A 16,209-nucleotide genomic window follows, 5' to 3' on the forward strand; every position below is an offset into this window, starting at 1 on the left:
GATTTTGGATTAAAAATCACTCATAAAACATCAATGATTTCAAAATCTTCTTTTTCTTATTTTTTATATTTGTTATAGGACATATCATTGTTATTTGATATGTCTTTTTTATGAAGAAGGAGGAAAAGTTATGCCAAAAAGAGAAGATGTAAACACAGTATTAGTGATTGGTTCTGGACCAATTATCATTGGACAAGCTTGTGAATTTGATTATTCAGGAACACAAGCATGTAAAGCATTAAGAAGTTTAGGATATAAGATTGTTTTGGTGAATTCAAATCCAGCAACAATCATGACAGATCCTGAAACAGCTGATGTGACTTATATTGAACCTTTAAATTTAAAGAGATTAACACAAATTATTGAAAAAGAAAGACCAGATGCCCTGTTACCTAACTTAGGTGGACAATCAGCCTTAAACTTATGTGCTGAATTAAATAAAGCTGGTGTTTTAGATAAATACAATGTTAAAGTACTTGGAGTTCAAGTAGATGCCATTGAACGTGGGGAAGACCGTTTAGAATTTAAAAAAGCCATGAATGAACTTGGTATTGATATGGCAAGAAGTGAAATTGCCAATACCGTTGAAGAAGCTTTAGCCATTGCTGATAAGTTAGGATATCCAGTTGTTGTAAGACCTGCCTATACAATGGGTGGTGCTGGAGGAGGACTTGTTTATAATGTTGAAGAATTAAAGACAGTCGTTTCTCGTGGTTTACAAGCTAGCCTTGTTCATGAATGTTTGATTGAAGAATCTATTCTTGGATGGGAAGAATTAGAAGTTGAAGTTGTTAGAGATGCTAAAAACAATATGATTACGGTATGTTTTATTGAAAATATTGACCCATTAGGTGTTCATACTGGAGATTCTTTCTGTAGTGCACCGATGTTGACAATTTCTCAAGAAGTGCAAGATCGTTTAAAAGATCAGGCTTTTAGAATTGTTGAATCTATTGGTGTTATTGGGGGAACAAATGTTCAGTTTGCTCATGATCCAAAAACAGATAGAATCGTTGTTATTGAAATTAATCCAAGAACTTCTCGTTCAAGTGCATTAGCTTCTAAAGCAACAGGTTTCCCAATTGCCTTAGTTTCAGCAATGTTAGCAGCTGGTTTAACATTGGATGAAATTCCTTGTGGTAAATATGGAACTTTGGATAAATATGTACCTGATGGAGATTATGTGGTTATTAAATTTGCAAGATGGGCATTTGAAAAATTCAAAGGTGCACAAGATAAATTAGGAACACAAATGAAAGCTGTTGGAGAAGTTATGAGTATTGGTAAAACTTATAAAGAAGCTTTCCAAAAAGCCATTCGTTCATTAGAAATTGGTCAATATGGATTAGGTTATGCGAAAAATTTCAATGAACTTACAAAAGAAGAATTATTAGAAAAATTAACTGTTCCTACAAGTGAAAGACAATTCATTATGTATGAAGCTTTAAGAAAAGGAGCAACAGTTGAAGAATTATATGAATTAACAAGTATTAAACATTACTTCATTGAACAAATGAAAGAATTAGTTGAAGAAGAAGAAATGTTGAAATCTTATGCAGGAAAACAATTACCTGTTGATGTGTTAAAACAAGCTAAACAAAATGGTTTCTCTGATAAATATTTAAGTCAAATCTTAAATGTTGAAGAATCTGTTATTAGAAATGAAAGAATTGCTAATGGTATAACACAAGCATGGGAACCAGTACATGTGAGTGGTACTGAAAATAATGCATACTATTACTCTACATATAATGCAAAAGATGATAGCGATATTCATCATGATAAGAAAAAGATTATGATTTTAGGTGGTGGACCTAACCGTATTGGGCAAGGAATTGAATTTGATTATTGCTGTGTTCATGCTTCTCTTGCTTTAAAGAAATTAGGTTTTGAAACAATTATTGTTAACTGTAACCCAGAAACAGTATCTACTGATTATGATACTTCTGATAAATTGTATTTTGAACCACTAACATTAGAAGATGTTTTAAGTATTCATGATAAAGAAAAACCTGTTGGTGTAATTGCTCAATTTGGTGGACAAACACCATTAAACTTAGCATCTCAATTAAAAGCCAATGGTGTACATATCTTAGGAACAACGCCTGAAACAATTGATATGGCAGAGGATAGAGATTTATTTAATGAAATGATGGAAAAATTAAATATTCCTATGCCTGAATCAGGAATGGCTGTTAATGTAGATGAAGCATTAGATATTGCTAAAAGAATTGGTTATCCGTTAATGGTAAGACCTTCTTATGTTTTAGGTGGACGTGGAATGGAAGTTGTTTATGATGATGACAGCTTAAAAGAATATATGGCAGCAGCTGTTGGTGTGACACCTGATCGTCCAATCTTAATTGATAGATTCTTAAATAACGCAATGGAATGTGAAGCTGATGCTATTAGTGATGGTACAAATGTCTTTGTTCCAGCTGTTATGGAACATATCGAATTAGCGGGTATCCATTCAGGAGATTCAGCTTGTATCTTACCTTCAAAACATATTCCAATGAGACATTTAGAAACAATTAAAGAATATACAAAAAAAATTGCTAAAGAAATGAATGTACGTGGACTTATGAATATGCAATATGCAATTGCTGGTGATAAAGTTTATGTCTTAGAAGCTAATCCAAGAGCTTCACGTACAGTACCGCTTGTATCTAAAGTATGTAATATCAACATGGTGAAAATTGCGACTGATATTGTAACAAGTGAATTAACAGGTAGAGAATCACCTGTTCCAACATTAACAGAAAAGAAAATTCCTCATGTTGGTGTCAAGCAAGCAGTATTCCCATTCAATATGTTCCCAGAAGTTGATCCTGTTTTAGGACCTGAAATGAGATCAACAGGAGAAGTTCTAGGTTTAGGTGGTTCATTTGGAGCAGCGATATATAAGGCTGAAGAAGCTACACAAACTGTTTTACCGACTGATGGAAAAGTTTTAATCAGTGTTAATGATATGGATAAAGCACAAGTTGTTGATTTGGCAAAAGGATATTATGATGCTGGATTTACAATTGTCGCAACTGGAAATACTTATGCCTTAATTAATGAAGCAGGTGTACCTGTTGAAAAGATTAAGAAATTAAATGAAGGTCGTCCAAACATTACTGATGCTTTAACAAATGGTGAATTAGCAATGGTGATTAATACACCTCATGGTAAACAAAGTGCTCATGATGATAGTTATATTAGAAAAACAGCTATTAAGATGAGAATTCCATATATGACAAATATTGCTGCTGCAAAAGCTGCATTAGAAGGAATTATGGAAATGAAGATTCATGGTAGCCATGCTGTAAAATCTTTACAAGAATACCATAGTGAAATTCAATAAGATAAAATATGAGAATAGATGATGAATTCATTTATTCTCTTTTTTCGTCTTAATTGGCGAAATTCTTTTTCTAACTATTATCTATAAAATATCATTAAATTCATCTTTTTTGATATATTTATTGTTGAGGTGGTTTGATGGAATCAATCATTATCGAAGTGATTTATATAGTTATGATGTTTGTTGGAATTATACTTTACGAAGCAATCAATGATAAGTGTATTATATGTTTTTTTGGTCAATCTTTCTTTCCTAATTTGTTTCAAAGAAAAGGACAAGAAAAAAGATTCAAGATTGGTTGGCATTTTTTTATTTGTATTCTCCGGTGTTCTTGTTTTGCATCAAAGTTATATTTTACGCATGTTGAAAATCAGTTGTTTTGCCAGAAAAAACTTATCCTCAGATAAGCTTTAATCATCTTGAAATTCATTATCATAAAGAGGCGTCACATAATGACGGTTGAAACAAGCCGTGCATAAATCACAGGTATGTTCCTTTTTAAAGTGAATAGATTGTTTTAATCCTTCTTCGCTAATAAAGGCAAGTGAATCAGCACCAATATATTCACAAAGTTCAAGTACGGACATTTTATGTGAAATGAGTTCATCTAAAGTTGAAGTATCAACACCATAGAAACATGGATAACGAATAGCAGGTGAAGCTATTCTGACATGAACTTCAGTTGCTCCAGCTTCTTTCAGTAAAGCAACAATACGTTTTGAAGTTGTGCCTCTAACAATGGAGTCGTCAATCATGATGACTCTTTTTTGATTGACGATTGAAGAAACAGCAGAAAGTTTCATACGCACACCTTGATTTCTTAATTCTTGAGTCGGTTGAATAAACGTTCTTCCCACATATTTATTTTTAATTAATCCCATTTCATACGGAATATGCGATGCTTCAGAATATCCAATAGCAGCTGAAATAGATGAATCAGGTACACCAATCACAATATCCCCGTCAACAGGACTCTCCTTATAAAGTTGTTTTCCCGCATTTTTACGTGTCGTATGAACATTAATCCCATCAATAATACTATCAGGACGAGAGAAATACACATATTCCATTGCACAGATTTTATCATGAATAGGGTGTTTGGTATAAAGGCGAGAAAGTAATTGATTGTCTTTGACTCTAACAATTTCACCTGGTTCAACATCTCTGATAAACTTAGCACCAACAATATCTAAAGCACATGTTTCTGATGCAAAAACATAAGCACCATTAGGTAATTGCCCAATTGTCAGAGGTCTTAAACCGTAGCGATCTCTAATCGCATAAAGACGATCTTCTAATAATATTAAAAAAGCAAAAGCACCATCTAATTTTTCTAATGAAGCACAAATACGATCAATCATATGTCCTTTTTGACGTTTGATCAAATGTCCTAGGATTTCTGTATCAGAAGAAGATGAGAAAATACTTCCTTGAGCTTCAAGTTCAGCCTTTAAGACATTGGCATTGACAATATTTCCATTATGACAAATACCCATATCACCATTTAATGTTCTAAAAAGTAAAGGTTGGACATTCATAATGCCACCACCACCAGCAGTTGAATAGCGGACATGTCCAATCGCATGAATACTTTCCATTTGATTGAGTTTGGCATCATTGAAAACTTCTGTGACAAGTCCTTCACCTTTATGAATAGAAAGCTGATGATTATTTGCTGTTAATATACCAGCACCTTCCTGTCCACGATGTTGAAGGGCATGTAAACCATAATAACAAAGTTTAGCAGCGTCTTGATGTTGAAAAACACCAAAAACACCACATTCTTCATGCATTTCTTTTAAATCATTATCCATTCTTGTTCTCCTTTATATTAAGGAATAGGAGATATACTATTGAAATTTGTTGTATAAGATGTAACACAAAAAATTGATATTTTGGGATTCAATATCTCCTATTCGTGTTTATTATAACGAAATATGAGTTTGTTTTCAATAGAATATAATAATAATTTATTAAAATGATAAAAAATCATTGACAAAGGTACTCCTTTGTAGCATAATGCAAGATAAGCAAACGTAAAATAGGCGTATATAAGGAGTGATAGATTATGGAAAAGAAAATAACTGATATTTTTGGTACATTGGTTTTTGATGAAGAAGTAATGGAAGAAAGACTTGCAAAAGATACTTTCAGAGAACTTCAAAAAACGATTAAAGAGGGGAAATCATTAAATATTAAGATTGCTAATGCTGTTGCGAATGCAATGAAAGATTGGGCAGTAGAACATGGCGCAACGCATTATACGCATTGGTTTCAACCAATGACAGGTGTAACAGCTGAAAAACATGATGGGTTTATTGGAACGAACAGAAATGGTAAGGTTATTTTAGAGTTTTCTGGGAAAGAATTAATTAAAGGGGAACCGGATGCCTCATCTTTTCCAAGTGGAGGTTTACGTGCCACATTTGAAGCACGTGGTTATACAGCATGGGATCCAACATCATATGCTTTTATTAAAAATGGTGTATTGTGTATTCCAACAGCGTTCTGTTCTTATTCAGGACATGCTTTAGATAAGAAAACACCATTACTAAGAAGTATGCAGGCTGTCAATAAACAAGCTTTACGTATTTTAAAATTATTTGGTAATGAAGATGTTAAAAGTGTTAAAACAACAGTAGGTCCTGAACAAGAATATTTCTTAGTTGATAAAAAATATTATGAACAAAGAAAAGATTTAATTTATACAGGAAGAACTTTATTTGGAGCACCATCTCCTAAAGGACAGGAAATGGAAGATCATTACTTTGGAACAATTAAAAGTAGAGTTCAAGAATTTATGAATGAATTAAATGAAGAATTATGGAAATTAGGTGTCCTTGCCAAAACTGAACATAACGAAGTGGCACCTGCTCAACATGAATTAGCACCTATATTTTCAACAACAAATATTGCGACAGACCACAATCAATTAACAATGGAATTGATTCAAAGAATTGCTAAAAAACATGGGACGGTAGCATTATTACATGAAAAACCATTTGAAGGTATTAATGGAAGTGGAAAACATAACAACTGGTCATTATCAACAGATACAGGTGTGAACTTGTTAGAACCAGGCGAAACACCATATGAAAATGCTCAATTCTTAATCTTCTTATGTGCGGTTATTAAAGCTGCTGATGAACATCAAGATTTATTAAGATTGTCAGTCGCAACAGCTGGAAATGATCATCGTTTAGGAGCAAACGAAGCACCACCAGCCATTATTTCAGTATTTTTAGGTGATGAATTAACAGAAGTCTTAAAAGCCATTGAAGAAGATCGTGCTTATGATTCTAAAGAAAAAGAAGTAATGAAGATTGGGGCACATGTTTTACCAAAATTCCCTAAAGATACAACGGATCGTAACCGTACTTCACCATTTGCTTTTACAGGTAATAAATTTGAGTTCCGTATGCCAGGGTCAAGTTCTTCAATTGCAGGATGTAATATTGTTTTAAATACAGTCATTGCAGATGAATTAAAACAATTTGCTGATATTTTAGAAAAAGCACCTGATTTTTCTTCAGCATTACATGCTTTAATTCAAGGAACAATTAAAGAACATAAACGTATTATTTTTAATGGTAACGGTTATGATGATGCTTGGGTCGAAGAAGCAAAAAAACGTGGATTATTAAACTTACGTACAACACCTGATGCTTTACCATATTTTGTCAAAGATGAAAATATTGAATTATTCAAAAGACATAAAGTCTTTGATGAAGAAGAAGTACGTTCTCGTTATGAAATCATGATGGAAGAATATGTGAAGATTTTAAATATTGAAGCCTTAACAATGTTGGATATTGCACAAAAAGAAATTTTACCTGCAGTGAGTCAATATTCATATGACTTGGCACAAACATCTACGTTGAAAACAAGTGCTGAAGTTGGTTCAGTATATGAAAAAGCTATGTTAAAGGATATTTCACAATTATTAGATGAAGCTTATCTAGCAACACAACATTTAAAAGATGTTCTAACAAAAGCACCAAGTTTAGATGGTTTTGAACAAGCAGCTTACTATTATCGTGATGAAGTCATTCCAGCTATGGATGCTTTACGTGCACCATGTGATAAACTTGAACAAATCACATCAAAAACTGCATGGCCATTCCCAACTTATGGTCAATTGTTATTTGGTATTATATAAATAAATGAGAGAGGGGTATGAGATATGTGTTCAATTATGGGGTATAGTTCAAAGTCTATAAAAAAAGAGGTGTTTTTGAAAGGATTTGAAAGAACACATACAAGAGGACCGGATGATATGCGTATCGTAGATACGGGTGAAGGACTACTTGGATTTCAACGTTTATCTATTATGGGATTAAATGAATATGGGATGCAGCCATTTCAAAGAGGTCAACATTATGTAGTCTGTAATGGGGAAATTTACGGATTTCGTGTCATCAAAGAGAAATTAATGAAGCAGGGGTTCACTTTTCAAGGGGAGAGTGATTGTGAAATCCTGCTTCCTCTTTATCAACAAATGGGTGTCGATATGTTTAGACAGCTTGATGGAGAATTTGCTTTGATTTTATATGATGGTGACCGAAAAAGTTTTATTGCCGCAAGAGATCCAATTGGTATTCGACCATTATTTTATGGTTATGATGACAATCAACATATTGTCTTTGCTTCAGAAGCTAAAAATTTGGTTGGTATCTGTGAAAAAATTATGCCATTTCCACCAGGACATTATTATCAGGATGGTCAGTTTATCTGTTATCGTGATATAAGTGAAGTTAAAGATTATCATCATGATGATTTAGATACGATTTATATAAAGATTCATGATTTATTAGTGAAAGGCATTGAAAAAAGATTGGATGCTGATGCACCACTTGGATTCTTGTTAAGTGGTGGTTTAGATTCATCACTTGTCTGTGCTGTGTCAGCTCGTCTTTTGAAAAAACCTATTCGTACTTTTGCGATTGGAATGGAAAAAGATGCCATTGATTTAAAATATGCCAGAGAAGTTGCTGATTTTATTGGTAGTGCCCATACGGAAGTGATTATTACCAAAGATGATGTGATTGAAGCATTAGAACCAGTAATCTATGCCTTAGGCACTTATGATATAACAACCATTCGTGCATCGATAGGAATGTATTTACTTTGTCAATATATTCATCAACATACTGATATACGTGTGTTATTAACGGGGAAATTTCTGATGAATTGTTTGGCTATAAGTATACAGATTTTGCGCCAGATGCAAAAGCTTTTCAAGAAGAAGCAGAAAAACGTATTCGAGAATTATATATGTATGATGTCTTACGTGCTGATCGTTGTATCAGTGTTCATTCTTTAGAAGCAAGAGTTCCTTTTGGAGATTTAGCTTTTGTGGATTATGTGATGCATATTGACCCAGAAAAGAAAATGAATACTTATGGTAAAGGAAAATATTTATTAAGAAAAGCATTTGATAAAGGTTATTTACCTGAGAGTATTTTAATGCGTGAAAAAGCAGCGTTTTCTGATGCAGTGGGACATTCTTTAAGTGATGAATTAAAAGCTTATGCTGAATGTTGTTATAGTGATAAAGAATTTGAACAAAAATGTAAACAATATGATTTTGCGAAACCTTTTACAAAAGAGTCTTTATTATATCGTGAAATTTTTGAAAAATATTATCCACATCAAGCACATATGGTTAAAGATTTTTGGATGCCTAATCAAGCATGGGAAGGATGTCAGGTCAACGATCCTTCTGCAAGATTTTTAGCAAATTATGGTGATAGTGGGAAGTAGAAAGGGTGATTGAATGGAAACATATAATCAAGGATTACGCCATGTTTTAGAACATGATGCCTGTGGAATCGGGGCTGTTGTGCATATTGATGGCCGTCAAGATTATCAAGTTGTTGATCAGGCATTGACAATTGTTGAAAAACTAGAACATCGTGCTGGAAAAGATGCCAGTGGTGAAGTAGGTGATGGAGTCGGTATTTTATTACAGATTTCACATCGCTTTTTTACCAAAGTCGCAAAAACTTTAGAAATCACTTTACCAAAACCTTATGAATATGCGGTAGGAATGTTCTTTTTGCCACAAAAAACACTCACAAGACAAAAAGCTATGAAAACATTTGAACATATTGTCAAACTTCATCATGTTCAGTTTTTAGGATGGCGAAAAGTGCCATGTCATGAAGACATTTTAGGTCAAAAAGCTAAAGATTGTATGCCTTATATTATGCAATGTTTGATTCAAAAACCTAAAAATTGTCAAGATCGTATGGATTTTGAAAGAATACTTTATATGATTCGTCGTGAATTTGAAAAATCATCACCACAGACTTATGTTGTGTCATTATCTTCTTCTACAATTGTTTATAAAGGAATGTTTTTGGTTCATCAGTTAAGAGAGTTTTATGATGATTTACAAGATCACGATTATCATAGTGCAATTGCTTTGGTACATTCTCGTTTTTCTACGAACACCAATCCAAGCTGGCAAAGAGCCCATCCTAATCGTATGATTGCTCATAATGGAGAGATTAACACGATTCGTGGGAACGCTAATCGTATGCTGGCAAGAGAAGAAACATTGCACTCTGATTATTTTGAATCAGATATGTCTAAGATTTATCCAATTGTGGATGTGCATGGATCGGATTCAGCGATGTTAGATAATACTTTAGAGTTTTTATATATGAATGGCATGCCTCTAGCAAAGGCGATGATGTTGTTGATACCGGAGCCTTGGAAAAATACAGCTATGTCACAAACAAAAAAAGATTTTTATCATTATTATGCATCTATGATGGAACCTTGGGATGGACCAGCAGCCATCTTATTCTCTGATGGTATTTCAATGGGAGCAACACTAGATCGTAATGGACTAAGACCATCACGTTATTATATTCTTGATGATCAAACCTTGATTTTATCATCTGAAGTGGGTGTATTGGATATTGATGAAAGTCGTATCGTTAAAAAATCGCGTTTACAGCCAGGTAAAATATTATTGGTTGATATACAAAAACAACAGCTTATTGAAGATGAAGTTTGTAAAATGAATTATGCGAAGGAACATCCATATGGAGAATGGTTGGATTATTATCTTTTACATTTAAAAGATTTACCAGCACCGGACAAAAAATCTCATATTCATAGTCAAAGTGATCGTGATATTTTATATAAAGTCTTTAATTATAGTTATGAGGATGTCAAGGATATGATTTTACCAATGGCTCAAAATGGCGCTGAACCAACAGCGTCAATGGGAACAGATATTCCTTTAGCCATGTTAAGTCAAAAACATCCAACATTATTTCATTATTTTAAACAACAGTTTGCGCAAGTAACCAATCCACCCATTGATGCTTTAAGAGAAGAAGTGGTTGTAGATACAACGGTATATTTAGGTTCAAGTGGCAATTTATTACAAGATCAGTCAAAGAACTGTCAGGTATTAGAAATTAATAATCCAATTCTTGATAGTCGTGATATGGATAAGTTAAAACAATTAAATCAAGATGGTTTCCATAGTCAAGTGATTTCATTATTATATTATAAAGGCATTTCTTTAAAAGAAGCCTTAGAACAATTATTCTTAGATTGTGACAAAGCCTATCGTCAGGGTGTCAATATTTTAATTTTATCTGATAAAGGTGTGGATGATAATCATTTGGTTATTCCATCATTATTAGCTGTATCAGCTATTGAAAGTCATTTGGTCAAAACAAAGAAGAAAACAGCTATGTCTATTGTCTTGGAAAGTGGTGAACCACGAGATGTGCATCAATTTGCCTGTTTATTAGGTTTTGGTGCGACTGCGATTTATCCCTATTTAGCCCATGAATGTATTATTGAAATGATTCAATTAAATATGTTAGATAAAGAAGATAATAAAGCGATAGAAGATTATAATCATGCGATTTTAAAAGGTATTGTGAAGATTGCTGCAAAGATGGGAATTTCAGCTTTACAATCTTATCAGTCAGCTCAAATTTTTGAAGTTGTTGGTTTAAAAGAAGATGTGATGGAAAATTATTTCCCAAATACTGTTTATCGTGTGGGTGAAAAAGGAATGGAAAATATTGAACAAGATATTCATTACTATCATGACCATGCTTTTGATCCACTAGGTTTAAAGACAGATACTTCATTAAAGAGTTTAGGTTTCCATAAGTTCCGTCGCGGGCCACAAAGTGAAGAACATATGTATAGTCCTGAAACCATTGTGTTATTACAACAGGCAACACAAACAGGAAACTATGATTTGTTTAAACAATATTCAAAACAATTAGACAATGAACCTTTTGCCCTTCGTCATTTATTAGAATTTGATTTTAGTCAAAGACAACCAATAGATATTGATGAAGTAGAAAGTGTAGAATCCATTGTAAAACGTTTTAAAACAGGTGCGATGTCTTATGGTTCTATTTCTAAAGAAGCCCATGAATGTTTAGCCATTGCGATGAATAGATTAGGTGGAAAATCTAATTCAGGTGAAGGTGGAGAAAATCCTGAACGTTTATATACAGAGAAAAATAGTGCAATTAAACAAGTGGCAAGTGGACGCTTTGGAGTTACAAGTGAATATTTAGTCAGTGCCAAAGAAATTCAAATCAAGATGGCACAGGGAGCAAAACCAGGTGAAGGTGGACATTTACCAGGACAAAAGGTTTATCCATGGATTGCCAAAACACGTTATTCAACTCCGGGAGTCACTTTGATTTCACCACCACCACATCATGATATTTATTCGATTGAAGATTTGGCACAACTCATTTATGATTTAAAAAATGCCAATCGTCAAGCACGTATTTCTGTCAAACTTGTTTCAGAATCAGGAGTAGGAACGATTGCGTCAGGCGTTGCGAAAGCTGGCGCGAGGTTATTTTGATTTCAGGTTATGATGGTGGAACTGGTGCGGCACCACAAAGTTCTATTCATTATGCAGGTTTGCCTTGGGAATTAGGTTTAGCTGAGGCTCATCAAAGTTTAATTGAAAATGATTTAAGAACGCATGTTGTTTTAGAAACAGATGGAAAATTAATGACTGGACGAGATGTTGCTGTGGCGGCATTATTAGGGGCTGAAGAATTTGGTTTTGCGACGGCACCATTAGTCACAATGGGTTGTATGATGATGCGTGTTTGTCATTTGGATACATGCCCTGTCGGGATTGCGACACAAAATGAAAAATTACGTCAACGTTTTAGAGGAAAACCTGAATATGTGATGAATTTCATGTTGTTTATTGCTCAAGAATTACGTGAAATCATGGCACAGTTAGGATTTGCCAGTATTGATGAAATGGTTGGACATATGGAACTTCTTAAAGCAAAAGAAGGTTATGAAAATGTGACATCTTTCTTTAGTCAACAAAATTATCATGCTTATTATCATCATGAAGATGTTTACGATTTCCAACTTGAAAAGACACAAGATATGCAAAATCTTTTACCACGTTTCTTACCTGCATTTCAGGCGGAAAAGCCTCATCGTGAAAAAATTAAGATTTCCAGCCTTGATCGTAGCTTAGGAACATTGCTTGGTAGTGAAGTGACACAACGTTTTCATGGTCAGCTTAATGATGATACTTATGTCATTGAATGTAATGGTGGGGCAGGTCAATCATTAGGAGCCTTCTTACCTAAAGGCATGACAATTGATATTCAAGGTGATGCCAATGACTATTTTGGTAAAGGTTTATCAGGTGGTAAATTGATAATCAAACCATCAGCACAGGCTAGTTTTATAGCACAAGACAATGTGATTATTGGAAATGTCGCTTTATATGGCGCAACATCAGGAGAAGCCTATATATGTGGACGTGCCGGTGAACGTTTTGCAGTCCGTAATTCAGGAGCTATTGCCGTTGTTGAAGGTTGTGGCGATCATGGGTTAGAATATATGACTGGTGGAAAAGTCGTTGTCTTAGGAAAAACAGGAAAGAACTTTGCAGCTGGTATGAGTGGTGGTATTGCCTATGTTTTAGATCAGGATCATGATTTATATTTACGTTTGAATAAAGAACTTGTGACAATGCAGGAAGTCACAGAACATATTGATATTGAAGATTTAAAATCTTTGCTTAATAAACATTATCAGGCGACACATTCATCACTTGCTTATGACATTTTGGAATATCTTGAAACTTGGTTACCTCATTTTAAGAAAATTGTTCCTGTACACTATGCTAAAATGACAAAAAGTATTCACAGTTATGAAAAACAAGGTTATACATATGATGAAGCAGCACTTATGGCATTTCAAGAAGTTCATCAATAGGAGGATGTATTATGGGAAAATCAACAGGATTTTTAGAATATGAAAGACAAGAGAATCTGTCTCAAAAACCTCAAGAAAGAATTAAAGATTACTTAGAATTTCATCAGCCATTAAGTGAAGAAAAACGTCGTCAGCAAGCCGCTCGTTGTATGAACTGTGGTGTTCCATTTTGCCAATCAGCGATTGAAATGAATCATATGGTTACGGGTTGTCCTTTACATAATTTAATACCTGAATGGAATGATGAAATCTATCATCATAATGACGCTTTAGCTTTATCACGTTTGTTGAAAACAAATCCTTTCCCAGAATTTACAGGACGTGTATGTCCTGCCCTTTGTGAAAAAGCTTGTGTCTGTGGTGTTCATGATGATTCAGTAACAATTAAAGATAATGAATTATTTATTATTGAAAAAGCTTTTGATAATGAATTGATGACACCATCAGTGTCTTCTGTTTGTTCCTTTAAAAAAGTGGCAGTGGTAGGCAGTGGTCCAGCTGGACTAACAGTGGCTTATCAACTCAATCAACGAGGCCATCAGGTTGTTGTTTATGAAAGAGAAGATCGTTTGGGTGGATTACTGATGTATGGTATTCCTCAAATGAAATTAGAAAAATCTGTGATTGATCGTCGTATTGAGTTGATGAAAAAAGAAGGTATTACATTTTACACAAATGTTGAAGTGGGTAAAGACATTTCTAAAGAAGAATTATTAAAAGAATATGACGCTGTGGTTTTATGTTGTGGGGCTAAAAAAGCAAGAGAGTTAAATGTCAAGGGAAAAAATGCGAAAGGTATCTATAAAGCTGTAGACTTTTTGAAGATGAGTACACAAGATTTACTTGCCAATCAATCACCTCGTATCAATGCGAAAAATTTAAACGTTGTGGTTGTTGGTGGGGGCGATACAGGAAATGATTGTGTAGGCACTTGTATTCGTCAAGGCTGTGCATCTGTCTTGCAATTGGAGATGATGCCGGCACCTCCACTAGAAAATACGCGTTCATGGCCAATGTGGCCAGATCAGCTTAAGGTCGATTATGGTCAAGAAGAAAGTATGGCTATTTTTCATCGTGATCCTCGTCTTTATGAAACAACAGTCAAAGAATGTCTTGAAGAAGATGGTCAATTAGTTGCAGTGAAAACTGTACAAGGTTCATTTGTCGATGGACAATGGGTAGAAAAGCCTGATAGTGAACAAATCATCAAAGCAGATTTATTATTGATTGCGGCAGGTTTTGTTGGGGTTGAAGATGAAACAGTGCAATCTTTAGATTTAAAACTGACATCAAGACAGGTTGTTTTGACAATGCCAAAAAGTTATCAGACACAAGATGAAAAAATCTTTGTAGCTGGTGATATGCATCGTGGACAATCATTGGTTGTTTGGGCGATTGCAGAAGGAAAGGCATGTGCTAAAGAAGTTGATCAATATTTGATGGGTTATAGTTATATGAATGAATAAAATAATTGAAAAGCAGAGAAACCAAATGATATGGTATCTGCTTTTTTTATGTCAAATAACTCTTAAAAATAAAAAAGTGAAATTTTTTGTAAAAAGTTGGAAATAAAAAAAGAAAAATAGAAAAAATTGCATATATAAATAATAGGAGGGTTGACGATATTATACAACAGTATTTACTATAAGCAAATATTGTTGTATAATATCATTGAGCCCTCTTTGAATATATGGAAAGGAGGAAACTATTATGGGTCTACAAAAAGATCATATTTTTAAGGATTTCTTTAAAGATGCCAAACGTTTTGCTGATATGATGAACGCTATTTTATATGGCGGTCAGAATGTCATTCAACCTGAAGAACTTCAATTAATGGATTCCAATGAAATCTTTGTAGGCAAGTATATTTCCAAAGAACGCAGACGTGATGTCATCATGTTGTGGAAAGGAAAAGACTTTCAGGCTATTCTTGCATTGGAGGCACAGAGTCAGGTTGACTTTACAATGGTATCAAGAACACTTCTCTATGATGCATTAACCTACAATATGCAGGATAAGAATTTAAAGGACCATATGTTCCCGTATGTAATAAGCATAGTCTTGTTTCATGGCAAAGGGAGATGGACTTCCAAGACATCACTGTTAGAAAGAGTCAATGTACCTAAAGGCATCAAGCATGAAAGAAACGATTGGAAAATGAATGTGGTAGACATTAAGGATTTGGATTATCACCTACTTAGAAACGAAGATAATCGCAATGTTGTCAAGACAATAGGAACGATATGGAGAAAAGAGAAGGAAGATTTCAAAGGTATGGAAGTATCAAAAGCAGCTGCAAGGGTGATAGCGATACTTACTGAAAGATTCGGCATTTTAGATCTAGTGGAAGGAGATGAAGGAACTGTGGCAATGTGGTCATTTTGGCAGGACATTGAAGATTCAGGTATGAAAAAAGGTGTACAACAAGGTAAAATGGAAACATTAAAAATGATACTAACCAGTCTTTTTGGAAAACTTACACCTGAATTGACATTGAAAATTGAATTAAGTAATGAAGAAAGATTAAATAAACTTGCATTACATATTTCAGACATTCATAGTGAAACAGATGTCTATAAGATACTAGAATAATACAATAAAGG

At 33.9% G+C, this 16,209-nt stretch carries 8 protein-coding genes and 1 pseudogene; 8 read left to right on the forward strand and 1 reads right to left on the reverse strand.

The genetic code is table 11. The features are described from left to right. Positions 1-130 precede the first annotated feature (130 nt). On the forward strand, positions 131-3,349 hold the full coding sequence (carB, locus tag NMU03_RS08330; protein ID WP_290142197.1) for a carbamoyl-phosphate synthase large subunit: 3,219 nt from the start codon (positions 131-133) through the stop codon (positions 3,347-3,349). A 410-nt stretch (positions 3,350-3,759) separates the two neighbouring features. On the opposite strand, the gene purF is transcribed toward carB, so the two are convergent. Then, positions 3,760-5,163 carry an amidophosphoribosyltransferase gene (gene purF / locus NMU03_RS08335; protein WP_290142199.1) on the reverse strand — a complete coding sequence of 468 codons (1,404 nt, stop codon included), beginning with the start codon at positions 5,161-5,163 and terminating at the stop codon, positions 3,760-3,762. A gap of 254 nt (positions 5,164-5,417) precedes the next feature. Between purF and NMU03_RS08340 the strand changes: the two genes are divergently transcribed. From NMU03_RS08340 to NMU03_RS08365, 7 genes and pseudogenes are all read left to right on the forward strand, one after another. Beyond that, entirely contained in the window at positions 5,418-7,508 is a 2,091-nt protein-coding gene (locus NMU03_RS08340) for a glutamine synthetase III family protein (protein ID WP_290142201.1), read from the forward strand. A 75-nt stretch (positions 7,509-7,583) separates the two neighbouring features. Next, positions 7,584-8,672, forward strand: a complete 1,089-nt coding sequence (gene asnB / locus NMU03_RS08345) for an asparagine synthase (glutamine-hydrolyzing) (protein ID WP_435372939.1) — start codon at positions 7,584-7,586, stop codon at positions 8,670-8,672. Beyond that, entirely contained in the window at positions 8,624-9,112 is a 489-nt protein-coding gene (locus tag NMU03_RS18025; RefSeq protein WP_435372940.1) for an asparagine synthase-related protein, read from the forward strand. The genes asnB and NMU03_RS18025 overlap by 49 nt, the downstream gene beginning before the upstream one ends. Before the next feature lie 13 nt (positions 9,113-9,125). Continuing rightward, positions 9,126-12,553 (forward strand): annotated as a pseudogene (gene gltB / locus NMU03_RS08350) (glutamate synthase large subunit); the annotation flags it as partial. Between the two features lie 210 nt (positions 12,554-12,763). Then, complete coding sequence (locus NMU03_RS08355) at positions 12,764-13,606, forward strand: GltB/FmdC/FwdC-like GXGXG domain-containing protein (protein WP_290142302.1); 843 nt, start codon at positions 12,764-12,766, stop codon at positions 13,604-13,606. An 11-nt stretch (positions 13,607-13,617) separates the two neighbouring features. After that, on the forward strand, positions 13,618-15,072 hold the full coding sequence (locus NMU03_RS08360; protein ID WP_290142203.1) for a glutamate synthase subunit beta: 1,455 nt from the start codon (positions 13,618-13,620) through the stop codon (positions 15,070-15,072). A 244-nt stretch (positions 15,073-15,316) separates the two neighbouring features. Next, positions 15,317-16,198: an Rpn family recombination-promoting nuclease/putative transposase gene (locus NMU03_RS08365; protein WP_290142205.1), complete on the forward strand. Its 882-nt coding sequence runs from the start codon at positions 15,317-15,319 to the stop codon at positions 16,196-16,198. Positions 16,199-16,209 lie beyond the last annotated feature (11 nt).

It is taken from the genome of Allocoprobacillus halotolerans, from assembly GCF_024399475.1.
Classification (GTDB): domain Bacteria; phylum Bacillota_I; class Bacilli_A; order Erysipelotrichales; family Coprobacillaceae; genus Allocoprobacillus; species Allocoprobacillus halotolerans.

What these genes read in the sequence shown, in the direction of transcription:
- carB (WP_290142197.1), top strand. Translation starts at nt 131, where the DNA reads ATGCCAAAAAGAGAAGATGTAAACACAGTATTAGTGATTGGTTCTGGA.
- purF (WP_290142199.1), bottom strand. Translation starts at nt 5,163, where the DNA reads ATGGATAATGATTTAAAAGAAATGCATGAAGAATGTGGTGTTTTTGGT.
- NMU03_RS08340 (WP_290142201.1), top strand. Translation starts at nt 5,418, where the DNA reads ATGGAAAAGAAAATAACTGATATTTTTGGTACATTGGTTTTTGATGAA.
- NMU03_RS18025 (WP_435372940.1), top strand. Translation starts at nt 8,624, where the DNA reads ATGTATGATGTCTTACGTGCTGATCGTTGTATCAGTGTTCATTCTTTA.
- NMU03_RS08355 (WP_290142302.1), top strand. Translation starts at nt 12,764, where the DNA reads ATGCAAAATCTTTTACCACGTTTCTTACCTGCATTTCAGGCGGAAAAG.
- NMU03_RS08360 (WP_290142203.1), top strand. Translation starts at nt 13,618, where the DNA reads ATGGGAAAATCAACAGGATTTTTAGAATATGAAAGACAAGAGAATCTG.
- NMU03_RS08365 (WP_290142205.1), top strand. Translation starts at nt 15,317, where the DNA reads ATGGGTCTACAAAAAGATCATATTTTTAAGGATTTCTTTAAAGATGCC.